Annotated in this window: 14 protein-coding genes; 4 read left to right on the top strand and 10 right to left on the bottom strand. The window is 39.7% G+C overall.

Features of this window, described 5'->3' with window-relative positions:
• Positions 1–161: 161 nt before the first annotated feature.
• The 5 genes from F984_RS12915 to F984_RS12895 all read right to left on the bottom strand — a co-directional run bounded on the left by F984_RS12915 (position 162) and on the right by F984_RS12895 (position 4,687).
• Positions 162–869 (bottom strand): cache domain-containing protein, encoded by a 708-nt coding sequence (locus F984_RS12915; RefSeq protein ID WP_004709922.1) that lies wholly within the window; start codon positions 867–869, stop codon positions 162–164.
• 65 nt (positions 870–934) lie between these two features.
• Complete coding sequence (locus F984_RS12910; RefSeq protein WP_004709920.1) at positions 935–1,654, bottom strand: FadR/GntR family transcriptional regulator; 720 nt, start codon at positions 1,652–1,654, stop codon at positions 935–937.
• 59 nt (positions 1,655–1,713) lie between these two features.
• Positions 1,714–2,484 carry a nuclear transport factor 2 family protein gene (locus F984_RS12905; RefSeq protein ID WP_002053578.1) on the bottom strand — a complete coding sequence of 257 codons (771 nt, stop codon included), beginning with the start codon at positions 2,482–2,484 and terminating at the stop codon, positions 1,714–1,716.
• 28 nt (positions 2,485–2,512) lie between these two features.
• Entirely contained in the window at positions 2,513–3,943 is a 1,431-nt protein-coding gene (locus F984_RS12900; protein ID WP_004709917.1) for a gamma-aminobutyraldehyde dehydrogenase, read from the bottom strand.
• Between the two features lie 321 nt (positions 3,944–4,264).
• Positions 4,265–4,687, bottom strand: a complete 423-nt coding sequence (locus F984_RS12895; protein ID WP_009501788.1) for an Lrp/AsnC family transcriptional regulator — start codon at positions 4,685–4,687, stop codon at positions 4,265–4,267.
• Positions 4,688–4,822: 135 nt separating this feature from the next.
• Here F984_RS12895 and F984_RS12890 point away from each other — a divergent pair, with 135 nt between their 5' ends.
• The 3 genes from F984_RS12890 to F984_RS12880 all read left to right on the top strand — a co-directional run bounded on the left by F984_RS12890 (position 4,823) and on the right by F984_RS12880 (position 8,945).
• Positions 4,823–6,058 (top strand): aspartate aminotransferase family protein, encoded by a 1,236-nt coding sequence (locus F984_RS12890; protein ID WP_004709914.1) that lies wholly within the window; start codon positions 4,823–4,825, stop codon positions 6,056–6,058.
• The gene (gene astA / locus F984_RS12885; protein ID WP_004709913.1) at positions 6,055–7,149 is read left to right on the top strand and encodes an arginine N-succinyltransferase; all 1,095 of its coding nucleotides are present in this window, start codon (positions 6,055–6,057) and stop codon (positions 7,147–7,149) included. Before F984_RS12890 ends, astA begins: the two co-directional genes overlap by 4 nt.
• 332 nt (positions 7,150–7,481) lie before the next feature.
• Positions 7,482–8,945, top strand: a complete 1,464-nt coding sequence (locus tag F984_RS12880) for an amino acid permease (protein ID WP_004709911.1) — start codon at positions 7,482–7,484, stop codon at positions 8,943–8,945.
• A 71-nt stretch (positions 8,946–9,016) separates the two neighbouring features.
• Here F984_RS12880 and F984_RS12875 read toward each other — a convergent pair whose 3' ends face one another.
• Positions 9,017–10,477, bottom strand: a complete 1,461-nt coding sequence (locus F984_RS12875) for a coniferyl aldehyde dehydrogenase (RefSeq protein ID WP_004709908.1) — start codon at positions 10,475–10,477, stop codon at positions 9,017–9,019.
• Positions 10,478–10,606: 129 nt separating this feature from the next.
• Here F984_RS12875 and F984_RS12870 point away from each other — a divergent pair, with 129 nt between their 5' ends.
• On the top strand, positions 10,607–11,677 hold the full coding sequence (locus tag F984_RS12870; protein WP_004709906.1) for an AraC family transcriptional regulator: 1,071 nt from the start codon (positions 10,607–10,609) through the stop codon (positions 11,675–11,677).
• A 15-nt stretch (positions 11,678–11,692) separates the two neighbouring features.
• Here F984_RS12870 and F984_RS12865 read toward each other — a convergent pair whose 3' ends face one another.
• From F984_RS12865 to F984_RS12850, 4 genes are all read right to left on the bottom strand, one after another.
• The gene (locus F984_RS12865) at positions 11,693–12,589 is read right to left on the bottom strand and encodes a DMT family transporter (protein WP_004709904.1); all 897 of its coding nucleotides are present in this window, start codon (positions 12,587–12,589) and stop codon (positions 11,693–11,695) included.
• Between the two features lie 145 nt (positions 12,590–12,734).
• On the bottom strand, positions 12,735–14,486 hold the full coding sequence (locus tag F984_RS12860; RefSeq protein WP_004709903.1) for a tannase/feruloyl esterase family alpha/beta hydrolase: 1,752 nt from the start codon (positions 14,484–14,486) through the stop codon (positions 12,735–12,737).
• A 33-nt stretch (positions 14,487–14,519) separates the two neighbouring features.
• The gene (locus F984_RS12855) at positions 14,520–14,909 is read right to left on the bottom strand and encodes a PaaI family thioesterase (protein WP_004709901.1); all 390 of its coding nucleotides are present in this window, start codon (positions 14,907–14,909) and stop codon (positions 14,520–14,522) included.
• Positions 14,910–14,987: 78 nt separating this feature from the next.
• Positions 14,988–16,238: an OprD family porin gene (locus F984_RS12850; protein ID WP_004709899.1), complete on the bottom strand. Its 1,251-nt coding sequence runs from the start codon at positions 16,236–16,238 to the stop codon at positions 14,988–14,990.
• Positions 16,239–16,312: the final 74 nt, after the last annotated feature.

Genomic DNA, 16,312 nt, shown 5'->3' with positions numbered 1-16,312 from the left:
TTCATCCAGAAAGGCGATGCTATTTTTAGGCCAAAACTTCCCCTAGACCTGAATAAACAAGTCTATTTGAAGAAAGTTTGAACAACAGCTAAGGGTTTAAAGTGCTATATCACCTTGATGGCACACTAAAGCGAGAATAAAAGGCCAATATTCTTTGCTTTTTAGATGACAACCAGCTGGAAAGACTGACATGGTTGCGAGAAAAACTGTTGATCAGTCTTTTCTTTAAATAATGTCCCGGTTCTGATGCTAATGTCATTTGAAGTAATGACCCGAGATGAATCATTCATAATGACAGTCTTTTGCTTAATATTTTTGAGTTTGGGCATAAGCAGTTTTTCGAGAGCCGAAACTAAAATATCGGTCGCAATGACGCCAATAAAGTGGCCATGAATCATGACAGGGTGGGCAATAGTAATGGTGTAGGCACCATTACAGATATAATCAACATAAGGTCCATGTATGCATGGACTTTTATTTTGTGCAGGTTTATGGAACCACTCAAATGAGCGGAAATCTAAAAAACGCTGCGCATTTTGATAGTTTTCAAGTTTTGCTTGTTGTAATTGATCTTCTTTTTTATACCACCATTCGAGTGTCCAGTAGTCTTGTTCCTCTTGAGTTGCCGGACTATAACTCGCAAAACCAGTTCCTTGACTATAATGGCTCTGATTAAGTGCTTTTTTAATTTCCTTTTGCAAAGCAGAGCGTTCTGAAGTTGAAAGCTTAATATCTGCATTTTTTTCAGATGCATGCTTTGACAAAATCTTGCTCGCCTTAGTTGCGAGTTTTTCTGTAATAGAGGTTGTTTCGTCAACCACCGTCTTTAACAAATTTTGTAGCTCTTCTATATCTAACTGTTGGGTCATTCCTATAACTCCTAAAATTCCATATTTCTAACTTGATTATTGATAAGCCATCATATTTATTATTTTTATTCACTCGATAACTTATACCGAAGCATTTGGTCAGTGAGCATTGAAACTATTTTTCGGGCTTGAATCACAGCTTCATTTTCATTGTTTTGCATAAAAGACGACAAAAGATGGTGATATTGTTTTACAACTTCACGGTGAAAATCATCATCTTGATAAAGTACGGCGATAAGCGGAGCCCATTCAGCCTGAATCGTGAGTTCCTGATTTGCCAGCCTTGCAGATTGGGCAAATGAGGTAAGCGTCAGCAAACAACGTAAATCAAGCTGTGCACGTGTATCTGCTTCAACAGCTTGTTCAAATTGTTCAATTAACTCTTTTATTTTGTTAAGTTCATATTCAGTGGTTCTTTGAGCGGCCAGATAGGCACTATGACTTAAAATTGCACTGTGAAACTCACCTAAATCGGCAAGATACTCATTTGAAGCTTGGCGCAAAGGATGTTGATTTAAAAGTAAATCAGAAGGTAGCTCACAAACAAAACTTCCACCATTTCTTCCACGACGTGTATCAATTAAACCTTTTACGCGTAAAGTATTTAATGCTTCGCGAACAGTGATTGGCGAAACTCCCATTAAGCGTGCTAAGTCTGCTTCATTAGGAAGTTGTTCATTGCTTTTGAGCAAACCAGAGATAATTGCATTTTCCAAGCGTTCTACAACTTGTTCCGAACGAGTTGCTTGAGCAATAGGTGCAAAAATTATCGTATATGCTGACATGGCGAATTCTCTAAAAGCTAAGTCAAAAGACTTAGCTTAATGAAGCGGATAAATAGTTATTAAAACACGCCATAACCATGGACAGCCTGTTCATCTTCAGGCACAGCCGGTATTGCATCCCAAAGTTCAACAATTTTGCCATTATCTACACGCCATAGTTCAAAATATGCATGTCGGTTACCAGCAATACTGCCTTCGGAATGTGTCAATACAAATTGACCATCAGCAATGGAGCGATGCGTTTTTGAGTATACCAAACCTTGTCCTTCATTACGGATATTGTTCAAAAAATCAATGACTGCTTTAACACCATCACCAATATCTGGACTATGTTGAATGAACTGGTCGCCATCGGTATATTCTTTAAAGGCATCATAATTGCCATCAATTAATGACTTCTTAAAGAAAGATGTCACAATTTCGCGGTTTTTCTCTGGGTCATGGTGAGTTACGATTTCAGTGGGACCATCTAGTTGAGTTCTACCACTTACATTTGGCGCAGCTTCTGCCACAAGACCATCCCAATGCTCGACAATTTTGCCGTCTTTAACTCGGTAAATATCAAACCCAACCAATGGTTTTTCATCTAAGCCCTGAAAGCGGCCATGAATTGCAACCAAGTCACCATCTGCGAGTACACGTACAGCTTCGTGTTGCATATCTGGGCAGTCTTCTACCAGTTGACGTAAACCTGAAATACCATTTGCAACGAGTGGTGAGTGCTCTATAAAGTCTTCAGAAAAATAACGGTCTAGAGCAGTGGTGTCATGCAAATTAAATAACTCGTGGTGTGCTTTAGTCACCAAATCTTTCATTTCTTGCTTATTCATTTTGATCTCCTTTCAAAACGCATTGTTATTATTCGTTTGAACTCATCACATGTTTAACACGGGTATATTCTTCAAAACCGTAGCCAGATAAATCTTTACCATATCCTGACTTTTTGAAGCCGCCGTGTGGCATTTCCGCGGTTAAAGGAATATGGGTATTAATCCAAACTGTACCGAAATCAAGTTCACGTGACAGACGTGTTGCGCGAGCATGATCCTTGGTCCAAACACTTGAAGCTAGGCCATATTCAACATCGTTGGCTTTTTCAATGGCATCATTTTCATCTGTAAATTTCTGAACGGTAATCACTGGTCCAAAAATTTCGTTCTGAATAGCATCGTCGTGTTGTTTTAAACCACTAATAACAGTCGGTTCAAAATAGAAGCCTGGGCGGTCTGCCTGTTTTCCGCCTGTTTCAACTTTGGCATGAGCAGGTAAGTTGTCGATAAACGCTTTAACATTCTTTAATTGATTGGCATTGTTAAGAGGACCATAAAGCGCGTCTTGATCATCTGGTTCGCCAAAACGTGTATTTTTTGCAGCTTCAACAAGTTTAGCTAAAAACTCGTCATGAACAGATTCAGCCACAATCACACGTGTTGCAGCAGTACAGTCTTGACCTGCGTTGAAATAGCCTGTTAAAGCAATCATTTCTACGGCTTTATCAAGATCTGCATCTTCAAAAACCAGTACAGGTGCTTTACCACCAAGTTCAAGATGAGCTTTTGCTAAATTTGCCGCAGCAGAAGCAGCAACTTGTAATCCGGCGCGAACTGAACCTGTAATCGAAACGAGAGCAGGGGTTTTATGTGATACCACTTTTGAACCCACTTGCGCTTGGCCTAACACCACGTTAAATGCACCCTTCGGAAAAAATGGTGCAGCAATTTCTGCAAGTAAAAGGGTACTTTCAGGTGTTGTGTCACTTGGTTTTAATACGACAGTGTTACCCGCTGCCAGAGCAGGAGCAATTTTCCAAATTGCCATCATGAGTGGATAGTTCCAAGGTGTAACCTGACCAACCACACCGACTGGTTCGCGGCGAATAGAAGAAGTTAAACCTTCTAAATATTCGCCAGTTGCTGTGCCATCGAGTAAGCGGGCAGCACCTGCAAAGAAACGAACTTGATCTGCCGATGCACCAACTTCTTCAGATGCAATTAAATGTTTTAACTGACCTGTATTGCGGCTTTGCGCTTCAATCAAACGGTCAGCATTTGCTTCAATAGCATCTGCCAAATTCAGTAATGCTTTTTGACGAGTCGAAGGTGTACTACGTCCCCAAATTTTAAATGCTTCTTTTGCAGCAGCATAAGCTGCATCAACTTCTGCCTCGGTCGCATTCGGCGATTGTGCATAGACTTCACCAGTGACTGGGCTTACCAAATCGAAGAAATCATTTCCTTTGCTAGCAACATATTCGCCGTTAATGAAGTGTTGTAGTTGAGTTTTAGCCATTTTTTATACCTTGTCCTTAGGTTTTAACATATAACATATAATACTATATGTATTATTTTTTAAATTTTCTGTCAAATGCTTTGATGAGGGGATTAAGTAGAAAAAGGGTAAGTTCAACTGAGAAGGTGTTTTAAGTTTTTGATTTTGATTATTTAAAAAAATTAAAAATTTATTGAGGATTATTAGAATAGGTTCATCGTTAGAATGGTGCTTTTAGATTTAACAAGCGACCATAGAGAATTTTTTGAATGAAAGGGAAATGGATGAGCTTAGTCGTATAGTCAGCTCATCCCATATTTAATTTGAGATTTAACGTAATGATTAGGTCTTATGGCTCGCCAGCAAAATGCTAGTTTCACTGTTGTAAATACCTGAAATATTTCGAATTCTTTCTAATACTTTATCGAAGTTTTCTAAGGTGTCGGAGCGTAGCTCGACCAAAATATCCCATTTACCGTTAGTTTTATGCAGACATTCAACCGCGCTTTCTAGACGTAGTTCTTTAATCACAGACTGTGCTTTAGTACCTTCGACCATAATGCTCATCCATGCGCGGATGACATTGCGTTCAGCATTTGGTTTAAAACGAACCGTATATCCAGTAATGATGCCGGAAGACTCCAGATATTCCATTCTCTTTTTAACCGTTGCTCTTGAAACATGAACTTTTTCGGCTATCTCGGTTACAGACATCCGAGCGTTATCTTTAAGTAAACCTAAAATAATTTGATCAATATTGTCCATAATGTCATTGTCAATTATCAGATTGATAAAAAATAATTCATTTTTTACTAAATTACAAATTTTGTGAGTCATTTTGATTTTTAATAATAGACCCATCGATAATCCTAATAATCTTAATTTGATGGGCAAGCCACAATGAATAATTTTGCAGTTTCCAGAAATGACTTTAACGAATGGATGGTTCCAGTATTTGCACCGGCAAATTTCATTCCTGTACGTGGTGAAGGTTCACGTATCTGGGATCAAGAAAATAAAGAATATATCGATTTTGCAGGCGGGATTGCAGTAAATGCATTAGGTCATGCGCATCCAGTGGCAGTTAATGCGTTAACAGAACAAGCAAAAAAACTTTGGCATGTCGGCAATGGTTATACTAATGAACCCGTACTGCGTCTTGCTAAACAACTCACTGAAAATACATTTGCAGACAAAGTATTCTTCTGTAACTCAGGTGCAGAAGCAAATGAAGCAGCATTAAAGCTTGCTCGTAAAGTTGGACTCGACAGTGGTGTTGCGGGTAAAAGCGGTATTGTGGCATTTAACAATGCGTTTCACGGCCGTACTTTATTTACTGTTTCGGCTGGTGGTCAGCCAAAATATTCACAAGACTTTGCACCACTTCCAAACGGCATTAGCCATGTTGCTTATAATGATTTAGATGCGGCTAAAGCAGTTATTAATGAGCAAACCTGTGCAGTAATTGTAGAGCCTGTACAAGGTGAGGGTGGGGTAATTCCTGCTGATATCGAATTTTTAAAAGGTTTACGTGCACTGTGTGATCAGTTTGGTGCCTTACTTATTTTTGATGAAGTGCAAACAGGTGTCGGCCGTACAGGTGCACTTTATGCTTACATGAACTACGGTGTTACACCGGATGTGCTTACTACTGCAAAAGCATTGGGCGGTGGTTTCCCTGTCGGTGCAATGCTAACAACTGATAAATTTGCGCCGCATTTTTCAGTGGGTACACACGGTACGACTTATGGCGGTAACCCGCTGGCAAGTGCAGTTGCAGGTGCAGTCTTTGAGTTTATTAATACACCAGAAGTGCTGAATGGCGTTAAAGAGCGCCATGATTACTATAAAAACGCTTTAAATCAATTAAATGAAAAATATGAAGTCTTTAAAACAATTCGTGGCGAAGGTTTACTTCTTGGTTGTGTTTTAAAAGATAAATTTGCAGGTAAAGCAAAAGATATTAATAACCTTGCGGGTGAGGAAGGTTTATTAAGTCTGATTGCTGGCCCAAATGTTGTCCGTTTTACACCATCGTTAATTATTCCTTTTTCTGATATTGATGAAGGTCTAAAACGTTTTGAACGTGCAATTGCTCGCTTTGTAGAAATTCAAAAGGATGAACAAGCAGCATGATGATTATTCGCTACATTGAACCTAAGGATGTTAATGATCTTTACCTTTTGGCTCAAAAAGCGGGTTTTGGTTTGACATCTTTGCAGCCAAATATTGAAAAGTTGGCGGCACGTATTGAACGGGCTTGTAAAACAGTAGCAGGTGAATTACCAAAAGCAGATCAGGTTTATTTATTTGTTTTAGAAGATACTGAGCTCAATAAAGTGGTGGGTGTTTGCGGTATTGAAGTTGCGCTTGGTTTAAAAGAGCCTTGGTACAATTTCCATGTAGGCACCCAAGTGCATGCCTCGGAACCTTTAAGTGTCTATAACGCTTTACCAACTTTGTATTTGAGTAATGACCACACGAATTGTAGCGAGCTTTGTACGTTATTTTTAGATCCAGACTACCGTTTAAATAAAAATGGTAAGTTTTTATCTAAAGTACGATTCTTGTTCTTGTCTGCATTTCGTCAATATTTCGAAGAAACCATTGTTGCCGAAATGCGTGGTTATTCCGATGCAAATGGGCAATCACCATTTTGGAATGCGGTAGGCCATAAATTTTTTAATATTGAATTTACCAAAGCGGACTATTTAAGCGGAATAGGGCAAAAGGCTTTTATTGCCGAGCTGATGCCGAGACATCCGCTCTATGTCGATATGTTGCCAGACGATGCTAAAGCGGCAATTGGTATGGTTCATCCAAATACTCGACCAGCCTACAATCTTTTGCTAGAAGAAGGGCTTCGTTATAAAGGTTATATAGATATTTTTGACGGTGGCGCGACGCTACAGGCAGATATTGAAAATTTACGCGCTATTAAAGAAAGTCAGATTTTAGCAGTCAAAGTTGTAGACTCTACTCGTCTAAATTTAGGCGATGAGCCTTATATTGTTGCTAATGACGATTATGAAAACTATCGGGCAATTGTGGTGTACAGCTCACCTTATCAGGAACAACTACAGCTAAGCGCCGAACAGGCTCAAGAACTGAACGTTGAAAATGGAGCATTAGTCCGCGTCTTGAGTATTAATGTTAAACAGGTTTCAAAACCAAAAGCAGCAAATAGGTCGGAAAATACCCAGTATTTGCAAATGGTGGTTAATTAGGCAGTGAGTTTTCATAACTCACCAAATTTCATGTGGAATACTATATTATCCCTGAGTCAAAAAATTGATATGGATATACATCATCTTAATAGAATGAAAGGGACTTATAGGTTCATTTTTATCGATTAAGATGATGAGGCATAACGGGATAATTCTATGGTTAATATTTTATTGTTTTAAATAACTATTTTAAGATTTAAAAATGGAATTTACTAAATTATAAGTGGTTTTAATAATATTTGTAGGATGATTTATTCGGTTCAAGCGAAACTCATAACTCATATTATTAAAACATATTTATAACGGTTGCTATAAATTGGAGTTAATATTACATGAGTAATAATAAAGGAAAGCAGTTCCTGGAAGGAGACCTCCTTGGCAGTCAACATATGACTGGTCAAGAAGAGGAAAAATTGCAACGCTCATTGACAAATCGCCATATTCAAATGATTGCGATTGGCGGTGCAATTGGTACCGGATTATTTATGGGTTCCGGGAAAACATTAAGTGTTTCCGGTACTTCAATTATTTTAACCTATTTAATTATTGGCTTTTTCTTTTTCTTCGTGATGCGAGCAATGGGTGAGTTATTGCTTGCAAATACGAACTTTAAAACATTTGCCGATTTCGCAACCGCTTATTTAGGTCCATGGGCAGGTTTTTTTCTCGGTTGGTCTTATTGGTGTAACTGGATTATTACAGCGATTGCCGATGTAATTGTGATCGGGGGGTATATGCAGTTTTGGTATCCTGATTTACCCGTTTGGATTCCTGCATTTACTTCATTAGCCATATTAACCATACTCAACTTTGTGGCCGTTCGTTTGTTTGGTGAACTGGAGTTTTGGTTCTCACTCATCAAAATTACCGCAATTATTTTATTTATTTTGGCGGGTATTTACTTAATTGGTACCGGATTTACCTCTCCAAATGGGGTCAAGGCTTCGGTGAGCCATTTATTTGAAACAGAGTCGATGTTCCCATATGGAGTAACAGGTTTCTTGGCGGGCTTCCAAATTGCTATTTTTGCATTTGTAGGTATTGAGCTGGTAGGTACAACTGCCGCAGAAACAAAAGACCCGCATACTTCACTTCCAAAAGCCATCAACTCTATTCCTTTACGTATTTTATTATTCTATGTAGGTGCACTAGTTTGTATTATTGCAGTTACATCTTGGGCAAAAGTTTCACCGGAAAAAAGTCCCTTTGTAGAAATGTTCACTCTAGTTGGTTTACCTATTGCAGCCGGTTTAATTAACTTTGTTGTTGCGACTTCCGCTTTATCTTCTGCAAACAGTGGAATCTTTGCGACCAGTCGTATGTTATACGGTTTAGCATTAGACAACGATGCACCTAAAAGCTTTAGTAAGCTGTCAAAAAGAAAAGTTCCAATTCGTGGACTCGTGTTTTCAATGGCGTGCGTAACAGTGGGAACCTCGATTTTATTTATTGTTCCAAATGTCATGACGGCATTTACGATTATTTCAGCGCTCACTTCAATTTTATGTATTTTTACATTTATGCTGATTGTGATGTCATATATTTATTATCGTAAGAAAAGTCCAGAATTACATATTCAATCAAAATATAAAATGCCTGGTGGTTTATTTATGGCATGGATGACTATGTTGTTTTTAGTATTTACTATTGTCATTTTAGCTTTAGATCACGACACTTTAATTGCACTTGAATGCTCACCAATCTGGTTTATTGGTTTATTTATTGCCTATAAATATAAAAAGAAAAAGATGTTGCAGCTTGATATTTTAAAAGCACAAAAGGCTGATTATATTTAAACAAAGTGTAGTGATTTTATTTGTTTAAAAAATAATAAAAAGCCTCATTACGAGGCTTTTTTTATAATCTATTATTTAATATTTGGATCGCCTTTTTTCAAGAAAAAGCGAATTGCCAGTTTTTGCAAGAATGTTCCATAAGGAGGGTGGAAAAGCTGGGTCGGGAAAAATCGATGACGGATAAATACAGTTTTTGCATGTGAAAGTTCACGGAAACCTTCTTCACCATGATATGACCCCATACCTGAGTTGCCGATACCCCCAAAAGGAGCGTCATGGTTAACTACATGCCAACCCCAGTCATTGATGGTCACACCACCTGAATGAGTTTCACGTAAAATTCGGTCGCGTTCTACTGAACTATGTGTAAAGCAATAAAGTGCTAAAGGTCGTTCGTCCGATTTCACATAGGTAATTGCGTCATCTAAAGAATCATAAGCCACCACAGGTAAAATAGGGCCAAAGAGTTCTTCTTTCATAATGCGCATGTCTGGCGTGCAGTTCAGCACAATCTGTACAGGCATCCTACGGCCTTGTTGATCAAAACTATAAGTGTCGCAAGGAATAATGCGTGCACCTTTTTCTTGTGCATCGGTCAAAATATCTTGAATACGTTTTAAATGGCGGTCATTGACAATCGATGTGTAATTTTCATTGTTTGTGATGTTTTGACCAAACATTTTTATAAAGCTTGATTTTGCAGCATCTACAAACTCATTAATACTTTCTTTAGGAACCAAGGCATAGTCAGGTGCTACACAGATTTGACCACTATTGGTTGCTTTACCATGGGTAATACGTTTTGCTGCATCGGCAAGCGGGTAATTACGGCTTACAATGGCTGGTGATTTACCACCTAACTCAAGCGTAACAGGTGTTAAATTTTCAGCAGCAGCTCGCATGACGACTTTGCCAATGGCAGGAGAGCCAGTAAAGACAATGTGGTTAAATGGCAAAGTGGTAAATCTTGCTGGGTCTGTAATTTCTTCACCAAAAACCGCCACTTCATCTTCATTGAAAACTTCGGCAAGCATGCGTCGTAGCATGGCATTGGTATTGGGGGTAATTTCAGGCAGCTTAATCATGACTCGGTTGCCCGCAGCTAACGCGGCAATGAGTGGGCCAAGTGCTAAATAAACGGGGAAGTTCCAAGGCACAATCACACCAACCACACCTTTAGGTTGGTATTGCACGCTTAAACGGTTTGATAAAAATAAAAGCTCGGTACGGCGTTTACTTGGGCGCATCCAGCGACGTAAATGATGAATCGCATGATCAGCTTCCAACACAGAGCCAAGCAAATCTAAAAGTTTAGATTCATCGAGTGATCTTGAACTAAAGTCAGCATTAATTGCGGTAGCTAAAGCATCTTGATAGCGAATAATTTGTTTCTTAAGCTGATGCAGTTTTGTGCGGCGTGACTCAAGACTTGGGTAGGGATCTGCCTCAAAATTGGCGCGTTGTTTGGAAAAAATAAGTTCCATATCTTCAGTGGCAGAGCCGTTATATTCTTTTAAGGTGGACTGTTCCATTATTATTCCTTCCATACTTTTGCTTATCATACTTTATGCTTGAAGCGTTGTATGGTCGATGTTAAATTGAGACAACAAGAGGTAGTTTAGTGCCATTATGCACGTCACTCTAGGGATGGTGTGAGTTAAATGCCTAAAAAGCTTTATAAAAATGCAAATGCTATTATCGAAGGAAACTATGATAATACATCCTTAGGTTCGAATACATATTTGCTGGGTTTGACTAGTTTATTTGATGAAATGGGCTTGCAAGGTCATTCAATAGTAGAAGTTCTGTCGGGCACAAATATTTTGCCAGATGCTATAAATCAGCCTTCTTTATATATTTCTCAAGTCCAAAAAATTCAGCTATTTCAAAATATTCAAAAGCTATCAAATGATCCACTTATTGGTCTGCGCGCAGGTCAAAAGCAGCGACTGTCAGATTTTGGGGTGTATGGCTACGCACTATATTCTTCGCGTAATTTTAGACAAGCAGTCGAGCTTGGCATTCGACATATTAAGCTTGCAGGGCCTATTTTAAAGAAGTCATTTTATATTCGAGATGACGTTGCCATTTTTGAAGGGCAGGACATTATTGCACTGGGTAAGCTTCTGCCTTTGGTGTGCGAGTTTTGGTTTAGTTCAATGCAAACCTTAATTGAACGGGTGCTTGAAGGACCATTTCAAGCGAAGAAGCTTTTGTTGCCCTATCCAGCGCCTGACTATGCAGAAGAATATGAAAAAGTTTTTCATTGTCCCGTTCAGTTTAATGCTGGGGTGATGCAATGGCACTTTGATTTAAAATGGCTCGATGTACCTTGCCCAAATGCTAACCCGATTACTGCTGATATGTGTAAGTCCTTTTGTGAGCGGATGCTAGGCGCTGCTGAACTTGAAGAGCCTGAGCTTGTGAAAACAATCCGTTTAATATTATTGGATAGAACGGGGCTTTTTCCGTCGGCTCAAGAAATGGCTGAACGCTTACATATGTCAAAACGCACTTTACACCGGCGCTTGGCAGGGTTTAATTTGACTTACCAAGAATTGTTAGATGAAACACGGCGCCGTCTTGCTGATGAATATTTGCGAGAGACAACTTTAACCATAGATGAAATTGCTGAGAGAATTGGCTTTTCAGATACTTCTAACTTTCGAAAAGCCTATCGCCATTGGACAGGCATTTCACCAAATGAGTATCGAATACAGTACCTAAATTAGATTAAGGTTTGTTTGTTATTTAAATCGAGAGAGTAACTTTTTCTGCAAAAATGGATTACAGAGCAAAATCGCAAATAAAATAATAAATATGCCGATAATGCTGAATAGATCCGGTAATTCATGCCAAAAAACAAATCCCCAAATTCCTGCAAAAATAATAGCAATGTAATTCATTGGGCCAATTTGTCCTGCCGGGGCTAGGCTGTAGGCATAAGACATAAACAGTTGGCTAATGTTTGCTAAAAGTCCTGCGGCAATGAGCAGGGCTAGTTCATGCCAAGTGAAAATACGCCAATGCCAGAACATTGGAATAGAGGAAATTAAACTACCAAAAATACAGAAGTAAAAAACAATACGCTCAGGCGGCTCTGTACTGGTTAAAGCTCTTACAGTGACAAAGGCTATTGCTGATAAAAAGCAGGCGCCCAAGCCAATAAAAGATAATGCGTTAAATAGACCTTGGTCGGGTTTAGCGACAAATAAAACCCCAATGAGACCAATCACAGCGGCAAAAATCATCGATTTGGTAATTTTTTCTTTTAAGAAAAGCCATGCAATCAGTGGAATAAAGATAGGAGATGAATAACTAAAAACCATAGCGTTTGATAGTTTTAAGTTCGCAATTGCATAGAAAAAACCATACATTGCGGCAAGACCCACTAAGCTTCGCCACGTGTGCATCCAGAGTTTATCAGTTTTAATAAAGCCTAAGCCCTGTTTAAACAGCATCGGAATAAAAATAAATAAACCTACTGCATTTCTAAAAAACACGACGGTCGCGTTGTCTACCGTTTGCGAAGCAAAACGAATGCACACTCCCATAATGGAAAATAATAATGCCGATGTCATAAGACAAAGCAGTGCTTTTCCAAGTTGGGTTGAGGGGAGATTTGGAGCAGTCTGATTTTGCATATCGAAATGAGTTTTTGGTTTTCGGTATTATCTTAGCAGTGATGCAGGCATTGGATGAAATATCATTTGATAATGATTCAATAGTGATACTTATTAGAATAAAAAAAGAGAGCCTAGGTCAGCTCTCTTTTAATTTTATAGGGTTTTATTTACAGCTAAAGTTTTCAGCTTTTTCGCTATCACCTTGCCCATTGTAACGAGCAATCAGTGGGTAAGGACAAAGTGGACGGGTGCGGTCTGGTGCCCAGTCTTGTGGAAGTTCAGTATTGATTTGACCACTCGGGTTACCTGCGCCGCGTGCAGTCGCAATAATTTTGTCAGGTGCTTGTCCATATTCCACCCAGTTAACTAAAGCAGTCAATGCATCAAATTGGTCGGTCGCAATGCCATCACGGGTATGGTTCATGCCCGGAACTCTAAAGAAACGTGCAAATTCAGGTGCTGTACCTTTTGCATCATTTTTATAGTGTTGTAGCAGTTGATCGTACCAATTTTGGGTGTCATCTACAGAGAAAACGCCATCTGCTGTGCCTTGTACCACAATCATTTTTCCACCGTGATTACGAAGTTTATCTAGATTAAGTTCGTCAGGTGGCATCATGAATGACATCGAACTTTCGGTATACACATCATTGGTTGCCGAGAGTTTTGGATAGTCTGTATCGAAGTTAAAATTAAAGGCAAATTGTCTAGAGTTTTGAGTTACAGTTGGGTCTGGTGGAACCTGAAAAAGAATGCCGACTGCAACGGGGTCACGTGCTGTTCCCACCGAAGATTCGAATTTCCAGCTTGCCCAGTTGCTTCCCACTAAACCGGGGTCGAAAGGCTGGGTTGCATAGAGGGCTTGTCCAGCCGAATTTACAGGACCACGGTAAATATTGGCTAATACATCAATTTGTTCGGTACTTAGGCATGTACCATCCCTTGTGCTTGGGCAAACAGGTACATCTTTGTGAAGATCAAAAGCTGTACGGCAAGCTTCGACATCTTGAACCAAGCCATCTGCAACACCGTCTAAAGCATCACATCGATCTAAAATCGCTTGTGCTAATACTTTGCGCTCTGAAAGAGTAAGAGCAGTACTTAAGTCATTTTCATCTGTTGCGGCACGACGAAGCTGTTGTGCGGTGTAGAGTTGGGCTGCAGCTGCACGAGGTAGGTGAAAACCTGGTGTGCTTGCTAAAATGCCATCATATTGGTCACCCAAACGAGTTGCTGCAATCATGGCATGACGCCCGCCGTTCGATGTACCACCTGCATAGGAGCGGTCTGGCAATTTACCATATGCGGCTTTAATTAGGTTTTTTGCCATAGGCGTGAGTTTGGTAATTGCACCATAGCCGTAGTTAATTCTAGCTTGAGGGTCTAAACCAAACATTGGATTTTGTGAAGCATTATGTCCGGCATCAGAGGAAATAACAGCAAAACCATCATGCAGGGCATTGGTCAGTGGACCACCGCTGCCGACCTGACCTGTTGCAGGCACTAAGTTGCCATCGGTTCCGCCATTACCTTGATAGAGAAAACGACCATTCCAGTCAACAGGTAAGCGCATTTCAAAACCAATTTGATAGGTTTGTCCATCGACAGGGCTTATACGTTGATCCATATAACCTTTAACCAAACAATGAGCGCCAATCGGTTTATTGGCGACAGTCAATGTGCCTGCCTCTTGAAGAGTGGAGGAGCTAATGACCGTATTGTTGTATTGAAATCCGAGTAAGTCCGTACAGCTTCCTGTCATTTTTACGCCAACAGCAGGAGATAACTGTGGTGGTTTGGTTGTTGAGGGAGCCGTTGTGTCAGCATTATCACTTCCACAGCCTGCCAAAGCACCAAGCATGGCAAGCACTAAAGCGGAGCGGGTCAAAATTCGTTTATTGTTGGTGTAATTCATTTATTCATATCCTTATTGAATGAATGTTTGTAATTAATCTAAAACCAAAAAATTAGCTGTGCTTCGTGCGATCATTTTGTTGTTTTGCCAAGCTTCACTTTCGAGATTCAGTACAGTTTTGCCTTGTTTAATGAATCGGCATTTTGTAATGACTTCGCCTACAGCACAGGGCCTTAAAAAATCCATCGTTAAGTTAATGGTGGTAGCGGGTTTATGGTCATTGGCGAGATATGCAAAAAGTCCCATCACGTCGTCAAGCATGGCGCAGATCATGCCACCTTCAACTGTGCCACGTGGATTGGTAAAGCTTTCTAGTGCTGTGTAGTGAATGCTAAGTTCAGTGTTTTTGTCATTCCAATGGATATTATGGCCACCCAAATGGTGATGGATGGGCGGTAAGTGTTCTAAAGTTTTTTGATCCATAATGAAGGCTCCATGCTGAATTATTTATTTCCCAAAATAAAAAGAGGTTCTATGTGTAATAGAACCTCCTGTTTTGAATTATTTAAATTTCCATGTGTAGTCGATGTTGAGACGGGTTTCGTTTACAGGTTTGATATTGGCTGTAGAGAGCATATTGTTGTCATATATGGCATAGCGCGCACGTAACCCTAGATTTTTTAACCAGCCACTTTGAACGGTGTAGCCTAAATCAAAGTCTGTTTCTCGCTCTTTTAGATTAGTTCCGCCTAAGTTAGGTGCATAAATATTGTGACCTGTGGTGTAACGGGTCATAAAACGTAAACCCGGTACAAAATCTTTAAAGTCATATTCATAACGGAAGCTATAGGCCTTTTCTTTTGGGTTTAAAAACTCGCCCGGCCATGTATCAATAAGGAGTCCAGTTTCACCACCAGTCAAATACGGGAAAGCGGTATCGCCGTGATGTTGGAAAGTTCCAAAAATAAACTTATGGTTTTGATGTTTGAGTTCGAAATGCGCATGGTAAAGGTCATTATCGACTAAGCCTGCTTTTGCTTGTCCGTCGTCTCGGCTGCGGTAGTAGCGTAATTGTGAACTCAGATTGGACGTATCATTAATTTTATATTGGTGTAATGCACCGACCATAGTTTGGTTATAAAGATTATCAACATCCATGTAAAAAGCGGTGAGTTTTAGTGCAGGATTAAACTGATAGTTTCCACCTAAGTAATAAAGCCCATCAGTTTCAGCACTTTTAAATCGTCCATTTACGCCTGAAATTTTAATTTTTTCATAGTTGGTCGAATCACGATGATTCACTTTATCGAGGTAAGCTGCCTGTAAATCAAAATCTTTAATATCTTTACTGGTGAGTGAAATTCCTCGATAGGTTTGAGGAAGCAAACGAGCAGGTGAAGCCACTAAAACAGGGTTCATTGGCATTAATGTACCGATGCGTAGCTCGGTCTGGCTTATTTTGGCTTTTGCTGTGACCCCAATTTCCCCATAAGAGTCAGCAGGCTCATTGGTGCGCGTGTCTCTAGGTAAGTTTCCTGTACCTCCGTGCTCGGCATCGGCAACAAGTTTAAAGCCTGCCGTTGCAAGCACATCCAGCCCAAAACCGACAGTCCCTTCGGTATAACCTGAATTGGCTTTAAGAATAAACCCTTGTGTCCAGTCCTTGGCGGCAGGGTAAGCAGATTGCTCTTGGTAGTCGCGGTCAAAATAGAAATTTCGTGTGGTGAGTTCTACTGAACTGTTATCAATAAAACTGCCAGCCCACACTGAACCTGAGAGCATAAGGGTAGAGTACATCCATAATTTCGACATAGCATTTCTTCCTGAAATATCATTTTTTGTTTTCAACAAGGCATAGTTGTTGTGTCTGCCTTATTTGATTTTTT

Source organism: Acinetobacter nosocomialis NIPH 2119 (assembly GCF_000368085.1).
Lineage (GTDB): Bacteria > Pseudomonadota > Gammaproteobacteria > Pseudomonadales > Moraxellaceae > Acinetobacter > Acinetobacter nosocomialis.
This window is presented reverse-complemented; position numbering and strand designations above follow the sequence as displayed.

What these genes read in the sequence shown, in the direction of transcription:
- astA (WP_004709913.1), top strand. Translation starts at nt 6,055, where the DNA reads ATGATGATTATTCGCTACATTGAACCTAAGGATGTTAATGATCTTTAC.
- F984_RS12890 (WP_004709914.1), top strand. Translation starts at nt 4,823, where the DNA reads ATGAATAATTTTGCAGTTTCCAGAAATGACTTTAACGAATGGATGGTT.
- F984_RS12910 (WP_004709920.1), bottom strand. Translation starts at nt 1,654, where the DNA reads ATGTCAGCATATACGATAATTTTTGCACCTATTGCTCAAGCAACTCGT.
- F984_RS12865 (WP_004709904.1), bottom strand. Translation starts at nt 12,589, where the DNA reads ATGCAAAATCAGACTGCTCCAAATCTCCCCTCAACCCAACTTGGAAAA.
- F984_RS12875 (WP_004709908.1), bottom strand. Translation starts at nt 10,477, where the DNA reads ATGGAACAGTCCACCTTAAAAGAATATAACGGCTCTGCCACTGAAGAT.
- F984_RS12855 (WP_004709901.1), bottom strand. Translation starts at nt 14,909, where the DNA reads ATGGATCAAAAAACTTTAGAACACTTACCGCCCATCCATCACCATTTG.
- F984_RS12915 (WP_004709922.1), bottom strand. Translation starts at nt 869, where the DNA reads ATGACCCAACAGTTAGATATAGAAGAGCTACAAAATTTGTTAAAGACG.
- F984_RS12860 (WP_004709903.1), bottom strand. Translation starts at nt 14,486, where the DNA reads ATGAATTACACCAACAATAAACGAATTTTGACCCGCTCCGCTTTAGTG.
- F984_RS12895 (WP_009501788.1), bottom strand. Translation starts at nt 4,687, where the DNA reads ATGGACAATATTGATCAAATTATTTTAGGTTTACTTAAAGATAACGCT.
- F984_RS12850 (WP_004709899.1), bottom strand. Translation starts at nt 16,238, where the DNA reads ATGTCGAAATTATGGATGTACTCTACCCTTATGCTCTCAGGTTCAGTG.
- F984_RS12900 (WP_004709917.1), bottom strand. Translation starts at nt 3,943, where the DNA reads ATGGCTAAAACTCAACTACAACACTTCATTAACGGCGAATATGTTGCT.
- F984_RS12880 (WP_004709911.1), top strand. Translation starts at nt 7,482, where the DNA reads ATGAGTAATAATAAAGGAAAGCAGTTCCTGGAAGGAGACCTCCTTGGC.
- F984_RS12905 (WP_002053578.1), bottom strand. Translation starts at nt 2,484, where the DNA reads ATGAATAAGCAAGAAATGAAAGATTTGGTGACTAAAGCACACCACGAG.
- F984_RS12870 (WP_004709906.1), top strand. Translation starts at nt 10,607, where the DNA reads ATGCCTAAAAAGCTTTATAAAAATGCAAATGCTATTATCGAAGGAAAC.